This window comes from Acinetobacter sp. Q85-2 (assembly GCF_013420555.1).
Taxonomy (GTDB): domain Bacteria; phylum Pseudomonadota; class Gammaproteobacteria; order Pseudomonadales; family Moraxellaceae; genus Acinetobacter; species Acinetobacter indicus.
In genome coordinates, this window is sequence record NZ_VOXW01000019.1 from 15,589 (window position 1) to 33,423 (window position 17,835).

At 45.0% G+C, this 17,835-nt stretch carries 15 protein-coding genes and 1 pseudogene; 10 read left to right on the forward strand and 6 right to left on the reverse strand.

Features of this window, described 5'->3' with window-relative positions; genetic code table 11:
* Positions 1–73 precede the first annotated feature (73 nt).
* Together catC and FTT68_RS10835 are read right to left on the reverse strand one after the other, a co-directional pair.
* A complete protein-coding gene (gene catC, locus FTT68_RS10830) occupies positions 74–364 on the reverse strand; it encodes a muconolactone Delta-isomerase (RefSeq protein ID WP_005178078.1) in 291 nt (96 codons plus the stop codon).
* Positions 365–375: 11 nt separating this feature from the next.
* On the reverse strand, positions 376–1,485 hold the full coding sequence (locus FTT68_RS10835; protein WP_180057671.1) for a muconate/chloromuconate family cycloisomerase: 1,110 nt from the start codon (positions 1,483–1,485) through the stop codon (positions 376–378).
* A 118-nt stretch (positions 1,486–1,603) separates the two neighbouring features.
* On the opposite strand from FTT68_RS10835, the gene FTT68_RS10840 reads away from it, so the two are divergent.
* From FTT68_RS10840 to FTT68_RS10865, 6 genes are all read left to right on the forward strand, one after another.
* The gene (locus tag FTT68_RS10840; RefSeq protein WP_005178075.1) at positions 1,604–2,518 is read left to right on the forward strand and encodes a LysR family transcriptional regulator; all 915 of its coding nucleotides are present in this window, start codon (positions 1,604–1,606) and stop codon (positions 2,516–2,518) included.
* Positions 2,519–2,809: 291 nt separating this feature from the next.
* Complete coding sequence (locus tag FTT68_RS10845; protein ID WP_160243162.1) at positions 2,810–4,192, forward strand: aromatic acid/H+ symport family MFS transporter; 1,383 nt, start codon at positions 2,810–2,812, stop codon at positions 4,190–4,192.
* A gap of 106 nt (positions 4,193–4,298) precedes the next feature.
* On the forward strand, positions 4,299–5,618 hold the full coding sequence (locus FTT68_RS10850; RefSeq protein WP_180057674.1) for a DcaP family trimeric outer membrane transporter: 1,320 nt from the start codon (positions 4,299–4,301) through the stop codon (positions 5,616–5,618).
* A gap of 371 nt (positions 5,619–5,989) precedes the next feature.
* A complete protein-coding gene (locus tag FTT68_RS10855; protein ID WP_180057677.1) occupies positions 5,990–7,012 on the forward strand; it encodes a ferredoxin reductase in 1,023 nt (340 codons plus the stop codon).
* Positions 7,013–7,029: 17 nt separating this feature from the next.
* Positions 7,030–8,193, forward strand: coding sequence for a fatty acid desaturase (locus FTT68_RS10860; protein WP_373685560.1), 1,164 nt, complete (start codon positions 7,030–7,032; stop codon positions 8,191–8,193).
* Positions 8,194–8,509: 316 nt separating this feature from the next.
* Entirely contained in the window at positions 8,510–9,913 is a 1,404-nt protein-coding gene (locus FTT68_RS10865; protein WP_228289510.1) for an iron-containing redox enzyme family protein, read from the forward strand.
* Between the two features lie 98 nt (positions 9,914–10,011).
* On the opposite strand, the gene FTT68_RS10870 is transcribed toward FTT68_RS10865, so the two are convergent.
* The 3 genes from FTT68_RS10870 to FTT68_RS10880 form a co-directional block, all read right to left on the reverse strand.
* Entirely contained in the window at positions 10,012–10,176 is a 165-nt protein-coding gene (locus FTT68_RS10870; protein WP_016658124.1) for a hypothetical protein, read from the reverse strand.
* Positions 10,177–10,257: 81 nt separating this feature from the next.
* The gene (locus FTT68_RS10875; RefSeq protein ID WP_228127888.1) at positions 10,258–11,139 is read right to left on the reverse strand and encodes an SDR family oxidoreductase; all 882 of its coding nucleotides are present in this window, start codon (positions 11,137–11,139) and stop codon (positions 10,258–10,260) included.
* Between the two features lie 91 nt (positions 11,140–11,230).
* Positions 11,231–11,470: a DUF2171 domain-containing protein gene (locus FTT68_RS10880; protein WP_104471337.1), complete on the reverse strand. Its 240-nt coding sequence runs from the start codon at positions 11,468–11,470 to the stop codon at positions 11,231–11,233.
* Between the two features lie 658 nt (positions 11,471–12,128).
* Between FTT68_RS10880 and FTT68_RS10885 the strand changes: the two genes are divergently transcribed.
* On the forward strand, positions 12,129–13,370 hold the full coding sequence (locus FTT68_RS10885) for an MFS transporter (RefSeq protein ID WP_180057682.1): 1,242 nt from the start codon (positions 12,129–12,131) through the stop codon (positions 13,368–13,370).
* Positions 13,371–13,807: 437 nt separating this feature from the next.
* A pseudogene (locus FTT68_RS10890) lies at positions 13,808–14,077 on the forward strand (KGG domain-containing protein); the annotation flags it as partial.
* 209 nt (positions 14,078–14,286) lie between these two features.
* Here FTT68_RS10890 and cynS read toward each other — a convergent pair.
* A complete protein-coding gene (cynS, locus tag FTT68_RS10895) occupies positions 14,287–14,736 on the reverse strand; it encodes a cyanase (RefSeq protein WP_005178047.1) in 450 nt (149 codons plus the stop codon).
* 292 nt (positions 14,737–15,028) lie between these two features.
* Here cynS and FTT68_RS10900 point away from each other — a divergent pair, with 292 nt between their 5' ends.
* Together FTT68_RS10900 and FTT68_RS10905 are read left to right on the forward strand one after the other, a co-directional pair.
* The gene (locus tag FTT68_RS10900; RefSeq protein WP_005178046.1) at positions 15,029–15,838 is read left to right on the forward strand and encodes a formate/nitrite transporter family protein; all 810 of its coding nucleotides are present in this window, start codon (positions 15,029–15,031) and stop codon (positions 15,836–15,838) included.
* Positions 15,839–15,900: 62 nt separating this feature from the next.
* Positions 15,901–17,655, forward strand: a complete 1,755-nt coding sequence (locus tag FTT68_RS10905; RefSeq protein ID WP_180057627.1) for a bifunctional protein-serine/threonine kinase/phosphatase — start codon at positions 15,901–15,903, stop codon at positions 17,653–17,655.
* Positions 17,656–17,835: the final 180 nt, after the last annotated feature.

Below are 17,835 nucleotides of genomic sequence, written 5' to 3' on the forward strand. Positions count from 1 at the left end.
TACCCTTTGGACTTCTAAAGTCGCTACCCCGATAGCGGCTTTAAATTCTTAAAATACCGATATGAACTGTGAATCAGGTGTCATCATCACGGACAGAAGATGGGTGGCGGTTAAGCGCCATCACTTCAATATTCATGTATGGATACAACGGCAGACCTTGCAGCAGGTTGTGCAGTTCTTCGTTGCTTTCAACATCAAAAATACTGATGTTTGAATACTGGCCTGTAATGCGCCAGATATGACGCCATTTACCTTGGCGCTGTAATTCCTGCGAATATGCCTTTTCAACGGCTTTAATTTCATTAGCGCGTTCAGCTGGCATATCGAGTGGAATATTGACATCCATGCGTACGTGAAAAAGCATGTCTAGCTCCTTTATTGACGACGTAAGCGGTCAAGCTTGTCTTCATCCAGTTCAATACCTAAACCGGCAGTGGTTGGTAACACCAATTCAAAGTTTTGATATTGCAATGGTGTTTTTAAAATTTCTTCCGTCAGTAGCAATGGACCAAACAGTTCGGTGCCGTAAGCCAGGCTTTCAAAAGTCGAGAACACATGCGCTGAAGCAATGGTTCCCACCGGGCCTTCCAGCATGGTGCCGCCGTACAGGTCGATATTGGCCAGCTTGGCAATTTTGCCAACCTCACATCCTTCGATTAGACCACCAGATTGTGCAACTTTCACTGCGAAAACTGATGCGCCATTGTTACGGGCAATCTGGTAAGCGCTGTTTGGACCCATTAACGATTCGTCTGCCATAATGGCAATATCGAAACGGCGGGTGAGGCGACGCATCGCATCGAGGTTTTCAATGTCGCATGGTTGTTCAATCAGGTCAACACCGCCATCTTGCAGCAGCTGAATACCTTTAATGGCTTCAAGCTCTGACCAGGCACGGTTGACGTCAACACGAATAGAAACGTCTTTGCCTAATGCTTTTTTGATTGCCAGCACGTGTTCAACATCTTCTTCAACCGGACGAGAGCCGATTTTCAGCTTGAACACATTGTGACGTTTGATTTCAATCATCTTCTGCGCTTCAGCGATGTCTTTTTCAGTATTGCCTGAAGCCAATACCCAAAGCACAGGAACGCTGTCACGTAAACGGCCACCAAGAATTTCACTCAGTGGTAAACCGAGGCGCTGTGCCTGAATGTCCAGTAAAGCAGTCTGGATGGCACATTTGGCAAAACGGTTGCCGTTAATATTCTTTTTCAGGGCGCGCATGGTTTGTGCAAAGTTCAAACCTGCCAATGTTTTTAGTAAAGGTGCGAAGTAAGTATCAATATTGGTTTTTACGCTTTCTGGGCTTTCTTCACCGTAGCCTAATCCACCAATTGTGGTTGCTTCGCCCCAGCCCACAAAACCATCGTCTGTGGAGATCTTTACCAATACCAGGGTTTGCGTCTGCATTGTCGCCACCGCCATTTTGTGTGGACGAATGGTCGGAATCTCGACAAGCATGGTTTCAATGGATTTATACATCACTTTACTCTTCGCAATCTTGCGTTGTGCATCTGATGTGATATACCTTAAAAGAATAGAAACGCACTGTCGAAGATCATTTTGGCATTTTATTATATTCTAAAGGTATGGAAAGGGTATGGAACTTAGACATCTCAGATACTTTGTTGCTGTGGTAGAAGAACAGAGTTTTACCAAAGCAGCTGAAAAACTGTTTATTGCGCAACCACCTTTAAGCCGTCAGATCCAAAATCTGGAAAGTGAGCTTGGAATTCAGCTATTTGAGCGCGGTAGCCGCCCATTACAGACCACTCCGGCAGGCCAATTTTTCTATCAGCATGCCGTAAAACTTTTGTCTAATGCGGAAGAGATCAAAACCATGACCAAGCGGGTGGGAATGGTCGAGAAAACCGTGACCATTGGTTTTGTGGGCTCTTTACTTTATGGTTTACTCCCCAGAATAGTCTATTTATTCCGCCAACAACATCCTAATTTAAAGATAGAACTGGTTGAAATGACCACCACCAACCAGATTCAGGCCTTAAAGGAAGGTCGTATAGATGTCGGATTTGGTCGTTTACGCATTTCCGATCCGGCCATTCGACGTATTTTATTACGTGAAGAACCGCTCATGGTGGCAGTGCATGACAGTCATCTATTTGCAACAAAGCGGCAGGGTATATACCTTTCAGATATTGTCGAAGAAAATATTTTTCTCTATCCAAACCATCCCAAACCGAATTTTTCGACCCAGGTGCGCGGACTGTTTTCCGAATACAGTCTGGAGCCACGCAGTTTAAAAGAAGTGCGTGAAATTCAGCTGGCTTTGGGGCTGGTGGCTGCTGGTGAAGGCATGTGCATAGTCCCGGAAAGCGCGCGTACCATACAGTTGCCGCATTTGAACTATATTCCTTTACTCGATGATGCTGCTAAAAGCCCGATTTTCCTGGCGATTCGCAGTATGGATGAAAGCGAAGATATCCGCTCGCTGTTTGACAGTATTTATCAGGTCTATGATCTGGAAGCGATTAAATATGATCGTACTGTAATTTAAGGGCGTTGAAGTTTAGCTCTTTCCATCCTTTATAAAGATAAAGTTGCAACAGGTCTGAACGGCGCGCTTTTGTTCAGACCTTTTTTTATGTTTCACAGTTTACAAATAAACTTTAATTTATATTTCCTACATAAAGATAGATTGTTTAAAACATAAACAATTGTTTATCAAACTAATTTTTTCGCCTAACTTTTTAGGTATGAATATATATGCAATCGGTTTTGGACAAAAATAACGCATTGGGTCATTGTTTACAAAAATTTGGACGGTTTCACAAGCAGGAGGCTTATCGTGAATACAACAGATTCAGTAAACATCAATACGGTAGTTGATAACGCGAAATTTACGCCATTTCACTGGGGCGTACTTTTATGGTGTTTATTAATTATTATCTTCGACGGCTATGACCTGGTTATTTACGGGGTGGCTTTACCACTATTGATGCAGGAATGGTCACTTGGTGCGGTAGAGGCAGGGCTATTGGCCAGTACTGCACTATTCGGGATGATGTTCGGTGCCATGAGTTTCGGAACGCTCTCCGATAAACTGGGCCGGAAAAAGACCATTATGATCTGTGTGGCCATTTTCAGTGGCTTTACCTTCCTCGGTGCTTTTGCCAGTAACCCGATTGAGTTTGGTATTTTACGTTTCCTTGCCGGTTTAGGCATTGGCGGTGTGATGCCAAACGTGGTGGCACTGATGACCGAATACGCACCAAAACGGATTCGGAGTACTCTGGTTGCCGTGATGTTCAGTGGCTATGCCATTGGCGGGATGACCTCTGCCTTGTTAGGTGCATGGCTGGTGGCAGATTATGGCTGGAAAATCATGTTCTTCCTAGCCGGTATACCATTATTGCTGTTACCGCTGCTGTGGAAATTCTTGCCAGAATCCCTGATGTTCCTCACCAAAAAAGGTGAAACAGAACAGGTCCGCACCTTTGTACAGAAAATTGCTCCAGAACAGAATATTGCGCCAAATACCCAGTTTGTGCTGAATGAAGTGATGGCCGGTGATGAAGCCCCATTACGTGCACTGTTCCAGCAAGGTCGTACCTTCAGTACCTTAATGTTCTGGGTTGCGTTCTTCATGTGTCTGTTAATGGTCTATGCATTGGGCAGCTGGTTACCAAAACTGATGATTCAGGCCGGTTATTCACTCGGTGCAAGTATGCTGTTCCTGTTCGCGCTGAATATTGGCGGTATGGTCGGTGCAATTGGTGGCGGTGCCTTGTCAGATCGTTTCCATCTGAAACCGGTATTGACCATTATGTTCACCGTGGGGGCAATTGCGCTAATCCTGCTTGGCTTTAACAGTCCACAGCCAGTGCTGTATACCTTAATTGCCATTGCCGGTGCAGCCACCATTGGATCACAAATTTTACTATATACTTTCGTCGCACAGTTTTACCCGACTACAGTACGTTCAACCGGTATGGGTTGGGCCTCTGGAATTGGCCGGATCGGCGCGATTGTCGGGCCTGTGCTGACTGGTGCACTGCTGACTTTAAACCTGCCACACCAGATGAATTTCATGATGATTGCCATCCCTGGTCTAATTGCAGCCGTAGCGATCTTTATGGTAAATCTGAAAGTCTCGGTAGATGGTGCCAAAGCCAAGCAGGAAAGCTTCGCCAACAGCAATGTCAAAGCAGTCAAAAGCTCTGCACATTAATCTCTGAGCAAACCGCTAGCTTGAGTTCTTCAGGCTAGCCAAACTTTAAAACAATGAAACTTTGTCAGGAACGACAAAAACGGATAGTCACAGGATAAGTGTGCCCATGAAAACAATGATGATCAAACCTTTAGTAATTGCTGTCGGTTTAACAATGAGTGTAATGGCCAATGCGCAAAGCAGCCAGGAAGTTGAGCAGCTTCGTCAGGAAGTGCAACAACTGAAAGCACTTGTTCATCAATATGCTCAACAAAATCAAACGGTTCAAGCGAATTTAAACCAACTTGCCAATACTGCGGTACAACCACCTGTTGCACAAAAAGCCAGCACTGAAAAGCGCGGCTTGGGTATGACGCTGGGTAATGCTGAATTTAACCTGTATGGAAACGTCCGTATGGATGGTTCTTATCAGGTTGAGGGCAGTAGCCGAGATTTGCCATATAACCATATTAATGCCGTAGCGTTAGAAGGCAATAATGAAAGTAGTGATCGTTTAAGATCAACACTTTCTGCTACCCGTTTAGGCATGGACTTTAAAGCACCGGTTGGTGCTGGTGACAAAGCCCTGAGCGGTAAAATTGAGGTAGATTTCCTTGGTGGTGATAAATTTGATAATTTACGTATCCGTCATGCTTATATGAGCTATGCCAACTGGTTAATTGGTCAAACCTGGTCAAACTTTGCAGTGCCGGATTATATGCCGGAAACAGTCGATGCTTTGGCCTATGCCGGTGGCGCAGTTAAACGTTTCCCGCAAGTGCGTTATACCGCGAAATTCAGCCCGCAAACCAATCTGGTGGTGGCTGCTGAAGACCCAAAAGATAACAGCATCACCCAGCGTTTACCGGCTTTAACTGCGCGCTTAAATCATCAGTTCGCCGATAACATGAGCGTGAGCGCACGTGCCATGGGCCATGAAAAACGCATCAATTCTGATGAAGAAATGGCGTGGGGTGTGGGCTTGGGCGCTAAATATGATGTGACCCCAAGCACGACTTTAAAAGCAGACTACTACCATGTGAAGGGTGATAGCAGCTTTGTGTCTTTTGCCAATACCGGCACCATCCAGGGTGCAAACGGTCTGGAGCAAAGCGAGTTTGATTCGATTACGGTCGGTCTGACCCAGAAGTTTAATGAAAAACTGCGCGGCACAGTGGGTTATGGCTATATGAGCTTTGATAATGATCAGAACTATAAAAATGCCTTGATTGCTTCAACACCGGCAACAGAGACACAGTCTAATGCAACTAGAGCCAACAAAGACTTATGGCAGGCATGGGCCAACGTGTTTTATAGTCCGATCAAGCCGGTTAGCTTAGGTCTGGAATATGTCTATGGTGAACGTACAGCTTTAGAAGCAGCAACGAATGGCAGTAATAAAGGTGAAGATAACCGTATTAATATGGTGGCCATCTATAACTTCTAATTACACGCTATAGATTAAAAAAGCCAGAAGGACACTTCTGGCTTTTTTGGTTTTAGACTTTTTTGGACTTAAGTCTAATGTGGGGGCAATTACAGCAAAAATATCAGGCATTTTCACCGAGTCTGACAAAAGCATACGACATTTTCATGAAAAATCCTGCGCCTGCACAAAAGCAAATCAGAACAATAAAACTTCTCCCATCGAAGTCGGGACCGAAAAAGTGCAGAATCTTGTCAGACAAAACCAGCTAAAACATAAGGAAAAGACAAGTTTTGTCCTGCATTCACATGGAATCGAGATCATGAATCTATATAGTGGGCATGAACATTAAAAAAAGAACATCCGTTCACTGAAAAAATCATGAGGCCGCTATGAGCACTTCTGTAGAGTATAAACCCGAGTGGATTCGAGAAGATTTTATTGATTTTATTGCAGAAAAAATAAATCCAGTCTGGGCATTGAAAAAAGTCAAAGCCTGCGTTGTTGAAATTCAGGCATTAAGTCCAGACTTTTATAAAATTCATTTACGTCCCAACCAGAATTTTCAGGCACAGCGTTTTCAGGCCGGACAAAGTATTCTGATCACGCTGGCGATGAATGGGGTCCGCCAGCAGCGCAGCTATTCCATTGTCACTTTGCTCGATAACGGCGATGTGATTCTGGCCATCAAACGACAAGGTAAAATGTCCAATGCTTTGACCCGGTTACCGGCAGGGGCTGTGGTGGAGCTGTCCCAGCCGCAGGGCAATTTTGTACTGCCGGCACAAGTTCCATCTTTATGTTTTATTGCATCGGGCAGTGGGATTACCGCCATTTATTCCTTATTACAAAAAGCCGTGGTCAGCTCGACCCAGCCGATAGACCTGCTGTATTTCACCCGGGATGATGCCTTCCATGCCGAAATTAAAACCCTGGCGCTGATGTATCCGCATTTTAAATATCATCATTTTAATACTGTAGAACAGCATCAGCATCTGTCTTTGAGCTTACTGCAAAACACGGTCGAGCAACTGGGTGAGCGACATATTTATGCTTGTGGTTCAGCCTCGATGATGCAGGCCGCCCAGCAGATTTGTCAGCAGCTGGATTTAAGCGAGCAGTTTCATTCCGAGTATTTTCAAATGACCGCAGATGAAACTCTGGAGGCGCAGCCGGTGCAGTTCTTGCGCTCGCAGCAGGATTTTCAGGCCAACAGCAATTTGCTGGACAGTGCCGAAGCCGCCGGGTTAAGACCGGCCCATGGCTGTCGCATGGGTATTTGCAATACCTGTTCCTGTACCAAAGTCAGCGGCAGCGTGCGTAATCTGCTGACCGGTGAAATTGACCATAACCATAATACCCAAATCAAACTTTGTGTGACGCAGGCAATCAGTCCTGTCGTGATTAACTTATAATCTGGAGGGAACATCACATGAATATGCCTGCCGCGTTACATCCGAACAGCAAGTCAAAATATTTAACCGAGGCTCAGATTCAGGAATTTGGTGCCAAAGTGGAAGCCATCCGCCGTGAAGTCATGGACGATCTGGGCGAGAAAGATGCCCAGTATATTTATAAAATCCGTAATTTTGTCCGCTATAGTGAAATTGCCTCACGTGGGATGCTGATGTTTGGCGGCTGGATTCCGCCAGTATGGTTATTGGGGACTGGTTTACTAGGATTATCCAAAATTGTTGAAAATATGGAGCTGGGTCATAACGTCATGCATGGCCAGTTTGACTGGATGAATGATCCGACCCTGAACGGTGCCAGTTATGACTGGGACACCATTGCCACCGGAGACGACTGGAAATATACCCATAACTATATTCATCACACCTATACCAATATTGTCGACAAAGACCACGATGTCGGCTATGGCTTGCTACGGGTTAGCGAAGCACAAAAATGGGAACCGCGTTTTTTGATGAATATTCCGCTGGCCATTCAGCTGATGGTATTTTTTGAATGGTATGTGGGGCTGCAACGTCTGCATTTAGAAGATGTACTGGTTTATAAAACCAAAACCTGGAAACAGGTCTGGGATGAAGCGGCCGGTTTAAGAAAGAAAATGCGCCGTCAGGTGGTCAAAGATTATGTCTTTTTCCCGCTGCTTGCCGGGCCAAATGCCATTCCGGTTTTTGCCGGCAATGCTGTCGCCAATGTGATTCGCAGCCTGTGGGCATCCGCGGTGATCTTTAACGGCCATTTCACTGAAGATGCGGAAAATTTTGAAGCCGACAACACCGAAAATGAAAGCCGGGCTGAATGGTATATCCGCCAGATTCGCGGTTCGAGTAATTTTAGTGGCACCCAGTGGCTGCATATTTTAAGTGGAAATTTAAGCCATCAGATTGAGCACCATTTATTTCCGGATATGCCGGCCAACCGTTATGCCAAAGTAGCGCCAAAAATTAAAGCGCTGTGTGCAGAATATGGTATTCATTATAATGAAGCCAATTTTATCCAGCAGTTTTCCAGTGTCTGGGTGCGTCTGGCCAAGTGTTCGGTGCCAAATCACTGGCAGGACAAAATCGGGCAGGGCGGTCACCTGATTCGTACCTGTCTGGCCCAGCTGAAAGCCAAATTCCAGTAACAGCAGATTTTAGCCAGCTTTTATAAGACCAGAAGATAAGATGCCTTATGGTCTTTTTTATTTTGCACAACTGCTGCATTTTTTACTCAAGACTCAAACTTGAGTGCAACAGCGCTACAGGAGGATGAGCTATTTTTACAGAAAAAATGCCCGGACTTGCCGATTATGTAACTGAATTATCTTTATAAATTTCTGATATCTCTGCGCTTTATTTTTGAGCAGCTGGCAAGTTAACGTGGTTTAACAAAACTGAACTATGGTGATTTTGGCGAATCTCCTAAGCTGGTTTGAGTGAAAAATAATGGAAAATAACAAGATGTCAGTTGTCTCTCAGAACAGTTATCGCCCCTTAAAACTCGAACGACAAAAAAGCTATCGGGAGCTGTTTCATTTCTTTCTGGATGAAAGCACGCCAGCACCAGAAAAAGAAAAGCTTTCGGCCCAGCTTTTACAGCGCGAGCTTCACCAGATAGATCCCCCATCTATTCCTTTACCCGATGAGCCAGTCCAGATCAAAGACTGGCTTTTTCAGCAGAATATGCAGAATTGTGAACGCTATCAGCAGTATTTAAGCCGGCGTCAGGCTGGTGGTCAGCGTGAATACTTTCAGCATGTAGCAGCAGCCTATGACTTTCTGGTGAAAGTCGCGCCAGTAAAATATGTTGATGGTTCCTGGCTGTATAGCACCTTAAAACATTGGCCTGATCCAAATTTTCAGCATCTGATCATGATTTATCTGGAAGAGCTGGGCCTCGGTTCAGCCAAAGCCAATCACGTGTCGATGTATCAGCAATTGCTCAGCAGTCTGAATCTGCAAGATCTGGTCGAAGGACTGGAAGATGAATACTATTATCAGCCCGTGGTGCAACTGGCACTGGCCTATGCGCCGCAGCAATATCTGCCGGAAGTGATTGGTTTTAATTTAGGCTATGAACAGTTGCCGCTGCATTTGCTGATCAGTAATTATGAACTGGCCGAGCTGGGGCTGGATCATCAGTATTTTAATGTGCACATTACCATTGATAACCTGGACAATGGTCACGCGCATCGTTCAGTCGCTGCGCTGGAATATGCCTATAGTCAGGCCGCCAATAAAACAGAGTTTATTGAAAAACTGAAACGTGGCTATGCCCTGAATGATGTTGGCCTAGGCTCGACTGAAATTATTAAAAACAGTGATTTAACCCCGCTGATTGAAAAGATTTTCAAGAAAAAAGCTGTGGTCGGCAAGTTGATTCATAATAACCGTTGCCGCTTTGCCCAGGCATCGGTGAATGAATGGCTCAGCAATGACCAGAAAGTGGTTGAGTTCCTTCAGGTGTTACAGGATAAACAGTGGATTAAACGCGGCCAGCATCCGAGTGAAAGCCGCTTCTGGCAGCTGATTCACAATGAAGAAGGTAAAATGTTTGGGGTGTTTTCAGTCGCTGAACAGCAGATTATTTATGACTGGATTGCCCAAGCCTATACCGAACGCCGTGCGCCGTTTAAGGCAGTAACCCCGGTGCAGCAGGTCGATGATTATATTGTCGATTATTTCAATTCAAGCGAACAGCAGGCCTTGCAGCAGCAATTAAAACTGGCGCGTAGCGCGGAAGAAAAAATCAATCTGCTATTGCCTTACTTGGCGCCGCATCAGCATCATAATCCCACTGGTTTATGGGCCACGCGTCAACTGACCCAGTTTTTATTCCCGCAAGCACTGCAGCAGATTCAATAAAATTTGATGACTACTTGTCATCACCTAACAAAATGCCAATCCTAAGGATTGGCATTTTTATAGAAGTTTAAAAGGGTTCCAGCAGAACAGAAGGGCATTTAGTGGGATTTCTTTTTACCGCCGCCATCCTGTTTATTGACGGTAGACCAGCCAATGCGTTCTGCTTCTTCTTCGGAATGGCCTCGCTCTTTTTCCGATTCAATAATATGGCGGGCCTGACGTTTCTGCTTGTCGGTATAGGCCGACTTATCACCTCTAGACATCAGTTTCACTCCTGTATAGATCTGCATGTTTCAATAAAACTCAAAATGTTATCTACATTGCTTGTGTGCCTTTAAATGCCGTTAACCATTGACAATAGTACCGCCATTAACATGAATCACCTGACCGGAAATATAGCTGGCTTCATCGGAGGCTAAAAACAGATAAGCCGGCGCAACTTCACTTGGCTGACCCATGCGGCCCATGGGGGTATCTTCACCAAAACCTTTTAGCTGTTCTTCATCAAAACTGCTTGGAATTAACGGCGTCCAGATTGGGCCGGGTGCGACACCATTCACCCGAATCCCGGTTTTATTTTTTAGCAGGTTGGTCGACAGGCTACGGGTAAAAGCGGTAATTGCCCCTTTGGTGCTGGCATAATCAATCAGCTCATTATGGCCCTGATAGCTGGTGATACTGGTGGTATTGATAATACTGTCACCGGCCTGCATTTGAGGAATCAGCAGCTGGGTCACATAAAACAGCGGGTAGAGGTTGGTTTCAAAGGTTTTATGCAGCTGTTCGGGATTAATATCTTCAATGGTTTTTTGTGGATATTGCACAGCAGCATTATTGACCAGAATATTAATATGCGGAAACTGCTGCAAAGCCAGATCGACCATCTGCTGCACTGCCGCATGTTGGCGCAGGTCACACTGAATCAGCAGACATTGACGACCTTCCTGCTCAACCAGTCGCTTGGTGTCTTGCGCATCCTGATCTTCTTCTAAATATGGAATAATAATATTGGCACCTTCGCGGGCAAACAGCACTGCCACGGAGCGGCCGATGCCGCTATCACCGCCGGTAATTAAGGCCACCTTGTCTTTGAGTTTTTGACTGCCCTGATAATTGCTTTTAATAATTTCAGGTTCGGGCGTCATTTTATATTGCACACCGGGCTGATGCTCCTGTTTCTCTTGCGGAGATGGGCTGTCAGGATAATGATTCATGGAGTTCTCCAAATTTTTGGGTCGATTTATTGTTTTGCTCAATCAGATGCAATTTTTAGCGATAAAAAAAGCACGAGTCTGGGCAAATCGTGCTTTTTAGAAGTTATACCGCTTCCCACTGACGGGTGACTTCTTCAGAATTCTTGTTCAGGATAATCTGGTTGCCACGAATTTCTTCCACCCAAGAGATCGGAATGTAATGGTGCATCCCATCGCCAGAATCCTGCTTGGTCAGTTTGATTTTATCGCTGCCTTCCAGATGATCGACCGTACCGACATGGGTGCCGCAGGAGGCAATAACTTCGCTATGTTTCTGAATGTTATTTAAATTAATATCAGCCATTTTTATTACTCCAATTCAGATGAAATAAATATCTCTATTTAATTTAAACGCCTCAAAGAGATAAAAATAGCTTTATTTAAAATCGAAACAACTCCGCCATAGAGTATAACAATTCACTACATGCAGATATATATTACACATTATGAAATATCTAAATGATTGAGGCTAAATTTAAATAATTAAAGCTATTTTTATATTGAAATAGATGAGTTGAGATAATCAAAAATCATATATTTATAAATCTCATTTTATTATTTTTAAATAAAAATTATAAACTACAGAAGATCTCTAGCTACTTATTGGTTTAAACGCTTAATCCTGCATCAGCTAGATGGTTGAGCGGTCGAAATAATCAAAACTGAAAGGGCAGGGCTGTGTATCTGTATGTAAGCCAATTTTCAGGCAATCACTAAAACTCATTAAACTGATTGAATAAAACAATCAACTTATTAAGCATTTGTTTTTAAATGATTATATAAAAATATTGCAGCTGGAATTTTTCAAAAAAATGAGAAAAATGAAGTACTTTTTGTCATTACAAAATTGTTTGTAAAATAGACAAAAAAGGGCTGTACAGTGCTGTGAATTGTGTATAATTCCGCCAACAAAAGCCCCTGCAAGTTTATAGATTTTCCTATAAGTGTGCAGGGGTTTTTCTATGGACAATTTTTTGGAATGGGATGCCCTGTTTTTAGAAGGTGGCACATACATGTTGTTTTCCAAAACCACAGTCGTCGATGCATCTGCCCAGCTCAATGCACAAGGTCTGGCAACCAAACTCAGCTTTTTTGGTCTGGGTTTAAGTACGGCATCTTGGGCACCGCTCATTCCATTTGCACAACAACGTCTTTCTTTAAACCATGCAGACTTTGGCCTGTTGCTACTCTGTATGGGGATTGGATCGATGCTGGCCATGCCTGCGGCCGGTCTGTTAATCCAGCGTATTGGCTGCCGTATTTTAATCGGGATTGCGCTGGTTGCAGCGATGATCATTTTGCCGTTACTGACGGTATTTGGTACTGCCTTAAGCATGGCAATTGTGCTGTTTATCTTTGGGACCGCGGTGGGTGCATTTGGGGTGGCCATTAATTTACAGGCGGTGATTGTTGAAAAGAACAGCCTGAAAAATATGATGTCCAGCTTCCATGGTATGTGCAGTCTGGGCGGTTTACTTGGTGTGCTGACTGTGACTGTGCTGCTGTCATTGGGTGTTTCACCGCTAATGAGCGCTTTAATCATGAGCGCGGTGCTGGCCTTTATTGCCATTCTGGCCGTTCCCAACAGCCTGTCTGAACTTGAGAAAAAATCAGACACAGCCCCAGAAGACACCGCACCATCAGCGAAGCAGAAATTTCGCCCAAGCCCGATGATTCTGTTAATTGGTTTGGTCTGTTTTATTGCCTTTTTATCAGAAGGCTCAGCAATGGATTGGAGCGGAATTTATCTGGTTAGCAACTTTGGGATGGACGCTTCTTTTGCCGGTCTGGCCTATACTTTCTTTGCCATTACCATGACCATCGGCCGTTTTTCCGGACGTCGTTTATTAAGAATGTGGGGCGAGAAAAACATCATCACCTATAGCGCGCTGTGTGCGGCCTTGGGTCTAGGCATTATTGTGATGGCGCCGCACTGGGCAGTAGTCCTGTTGGGCTATGCCTTACTCGGTTTTGGCTGTTCCAATATTGTGCCGGTGATGTTCTCCCGTGTCGGACGTCAGAATATTATGCCTAAAGCGGCTGCTTTATCGCTGGTATCGACCATTGCCTATAGCGGTTCATTAAGTGGCCCGGCGCTGGTCGGTTTCCTAAGTGAAGCCATTGGCCTGAGCACCGTCTTTGCGCTGGTGGCCTTATTGCTGCTGTCGATTGCTGTCTTAAACCGCTTTACCCAGGTCGACTAAATCGGACATTCACTTACTTATCTGTGTCTTCCTTTTCGCCAGTCAGCGCTCACTGACTGGCTTTTTTTATATTTAAGCCGCAATTCATAAGACAATGAAAGTGAAATCAAGGGACTAAAGAATATATTTAAAAATTATGGACTCTATTTAAATATTTTTTATTATTAAGAAAATAAACCACTTCATCTTAACGCGTCTATTATTTCATTTTTTAAATAAAAACAGCTGAAATATAAAGATGGTAAAAAATTAAAAAAGATATTTAAAAGAATAAAATTTTACTATTTTAAATACAGCCTGTTAATTTTTTAAAATAAAAAAGACCTGCTACATTCCAATGATCTGAAACAAAGCGCGGCTGTTTATCTTAATTTTCACTCTTATCTTAAAAGAGTCGCAACATAGACAATCAAAATAAATAACAGGAAGGGTGAATCATGGCCAATACACGTAATGAGGGTACTTCAAATCGTGGATTTGCGAGTATGGATCCAGATGAACAAAGAGAAATTGCCAGTCGTGGTGGGCGCGCAGCCCATGCCAGCGGCAATGCGCATGAGTTTACGTCAGAAGAAGCACGCCGTGCCGGCGCCAGAAGTCATATAAACGATGACAATCGCCGTGGTCGCAACCGCGATGACGATGATGACGACGACGATCGCCGTGGCCGCAGCTCATCTTCCAGCACGCGTAAACGCGACCGTTATGGACGCTTTACCTCGGACTAGTACAGCTTGCTAAAAAACATAGGCTTAATCTGACCGGATAAAACAGCAATCGTTTTTGTCCGGGAAGATTAAGCCTATTTTTATGGGGGAATGAATGTGGTTTTGATCTTTACTTGATCATCTTTATGAATAAGGTAAGCGCAGATTTTTGTGATTGCTTAGAGTTTTAAGCTCAACACAAACTCATCTTAATAGGATTTATAGGGCAAAAATTTCCCGGATAGCACCACATTTACCCGGTCGCCATTTTCATGGCTTTCCCGTTGAATATCCATACTAAAATCAATTGCGCTCATAATCCCGTCGCCAAATTCTTCATGAATCAGCTCTTTAATGGTAGAACCATAGACATTTACCACTTCATACCAGCGGTAAATTAAAGGATCGGTCGGAACGCTGGTCGGCAGGGAGCCTTTATACGGCACAATCTGTAGCCAGGCCACGGCTTCATCACTCAGGTTAAATATCTGACCAATTTTTTCGGCCTGTTCCTTATTCAAGGCCATTTGCCCCAAACAGGCTGCCGTCACCCATTCTTTGGATAAACCAATTTCCTGCGCCACACTGGACCACTGAATATTGTTCAGTACCTTGGCAGATAAAATCATGTCTGTCACTTGTTGGCGGTGGCTAATCATATCTATTTCCTCAACTGCTTATGGCTAAAACACTGAGAAGGGAAAAGCACAATGTATGCCAGCTTAAAATCAGCTCAGATCTTGAATCTGACCATGGCGTAAATTTATCTTTCACCCAAAGTTGGTACGTTCCTTGCTGTATCTCCACTGAACTGATGGCAATGACGCCATAAATTTTTAAAACATGTTAGATGATTCAGGCAATGGCGCCTAAGACGTGAAAGTCGTCTTGGGCGCTTTTTATTTGCAAATCATCTCACCGCTAAATTTCAATCGTTGAGGGGTACTCGCAATGGCTTATCTTGCACCTTCCGAATTTGCAACCAAAGTTGTGGATGCCGGTGAATCGAAACTACATATGGCAAACCGTGATGTGCTGATCCGCGCCACCATGGCCGGGGCTATTCTGGCGCTGGCAGCGGTTTTTGCAGTCACCATTGCAGTGCAAACCGGCGTGCCTTTAATTGGTGCATTATTATTCCCGGTCGGCTTTTGTATGCTGTATCTGCTGGGCTATGACCTGCTGACCGGGGTATTTGTCCTGACACCATTGGCCTGGCTGGATAAACGTCCGGGCGTGACTTGGGCCAGAATCCTGAAAAACTGGGGTGTGGTGTTTGTCGGCAACTTCACTGGTGCGCTGATTGTGGCGGTGATGATGGCAGCGGTCTATACCTACGGCTTTTCGACCGAACCAAACAAGGTCGGTCTGGCGATTGCACATATTGGTGAAGACCGGACGCTGGGCTACAAAGAATATGGCGTAGCTGGCTGGATCACAATTTTCATTCGCGGCATGCTCTGTAACTGGATGGTGTCGCTTGGCGTGATTGGCGCGATGATGTCGACCACCGTTAGTGGCAAGTTTATTGCGATGTGGATGCCGATCATGCTGTTCTTTGCCATGGGCTTTGAACACTCGGTGGTGAATATGTTCCTGTTCCCGTTCGCGATGATGATGGGCGGCGATTTCTCGGTGATGGACTACTTTATCTGGAATGAGTTACCGGTAGCGCTGGGTAATTTGGTGGGGGGTTTGGCTTTAACTGGTCTTGCACTCTACACCACGCATGTCCGCACTGCACCAAAACGTGAGTTCTAAGTTTTAAGCCCACAGGATGAGTTCAGGAATTAGGGAAGATTCCAGCCAGTTGAGATCAGCGCATGTCCACTTTGCCATCTTCACACCAGACTTCACTTCAAATTCGGCTTGGGCAATATAGTGCTGCCGGCCGCAAAGAGAGCAATCAGGATTTTCACGGCGCGGCCGTTCCGGAGGGCTATCTGGCACAGCAAAAGGGCATTGCCTGTGCCATTGCCGATGGTATCAGCAGCAGCAATGTCAGTCATATCGCCAGTGAAACCACAGTGTCCAGTTTTCTGGCCGATTACTTTTCGACGCCCGATTCCTGGTGTGTCAAAACTTCGGTCGATCGGGTGATTCGTGCCACCAATTCCTGGCTCTATGCCCAGACCCAGCAAAGTCAGGGCCGTGTCGATAAAGACCGCGGCTATGTCTGCACTTTTAGCGCGCTGGTATTCAAACATGAGACCGCACATCTGTTTCATATTGGTGATGCCCGTATTTACCGCTTGCGTGAGCAGCAGCTGGAACAGCTCAGTGTTGACCATCGGGTCTGGTTATCTTCCCGGGAAAGCTATTTAAGCCGGGCTTTGGGCGTGGCGCAGAAAGTAGAGGTGGATTATTTAAGTCTGCCGTTGGCACAGGATGATATTTTCCTGTTGATGACCGATGGTGTATATGAATATCTGTCGGACAGCCAAATTATCGAGGCACTTCACAGCCCCGAAACTTTAGATCTTGACCAGGTAGCAGAAATGCTGGTCCATCTGGCCGATGCGCAGGGCAGTCCTGACAATTTAACCCTGCAAATTGTACAGGTACAGCAGCTGCCACAACAGGCCCAGTCACAATTTCAGCCAAGTCACAACCAGCTAAGTCTGGCCCCGGATTTAAGCATAGGTCAGCAGTTTGAAGGCTACCGGATTCAAAATGTACTGCACCAGAACCATCGTAGCCGTTTATATCTGGCTTGGGATGAGACGTGGCAGCAGCAACTGGTCATTAAAATTCCGTCACTGGATTTAACCCAGGATGCGCAGGCACTGGAGCGTTTTTTGCTGGAAGAGTGGGTGGCGAAACGGATTCAGCATCCACAAGTTTTAGCGGCCTATCCGCATCAGCGCAGTAAATCTTATTATTTTCAAACCTATGAATATTTATCTGGCCAGACCTTAAATACCTGGCTGCATCAGCAGTGCCAGCCGATTGCGCTTGAAACCGCCATCCAGATTACGGAACAGATCATTAAAGGTTTGCAGGCTTTTCACCGGCTGGACATGCTGCATCAGGATATTCGCCCTGAAAATATCATGCTGAATGCACAGTTAGAGCTAAAACTGATTGATTTTGGTGCAACCCTGGTCAAGGGGATTTCCGAATCACAGCCGCAACATGCCGCGGCTTTGGGCACCTTGGCCTTTATGGCGCCGGAATATTTTTGCTCGCGGCCGGTTTCCACCCGTTCAGACCAGTTTTCACTGGCCGTGGTACTGTATTATGTACTTAGCAAACAGTTACCCTATGGCACCGAACTGGCGCGTTGTCAGACGCTTAAACAGCTAAAAACGGTGCGTTATCATTCAATTTTAGAATATCGGCCAGATATTCCGGTGTGGATTGATGGAGCCTTGCATAAGGCCTTGGCCCTGATGCCAAATGAACGCTATGAGGTATTGTCGGAATTTCTGTATGATCTTAAGCATCCTAACCGGTATTTTTTAAAGCCGGTTCAGTCTTCCTTGCTGGATAAAAATCCTGTTAGATTCTGGCAGGCGGTTTCAGCTATGTTATTTTTATGCTTGCTGTTGTCTTTGGCGTTGATGTTTAGTGTTTAAATTAAATCAGTGATTTTTAAATGCTGGACTGATTATAAAATCAGAGCCACTTGGCTCAGCGATTGTCGTTTCAATACAGCCCCATTTTGATGATGAAATCCGCGCTTAAAATGTATTAATCCCAGCTCCCGAAGGAACTGGGATTACCTACAAAATTAAAGTGAAGAGTTATTCATAACG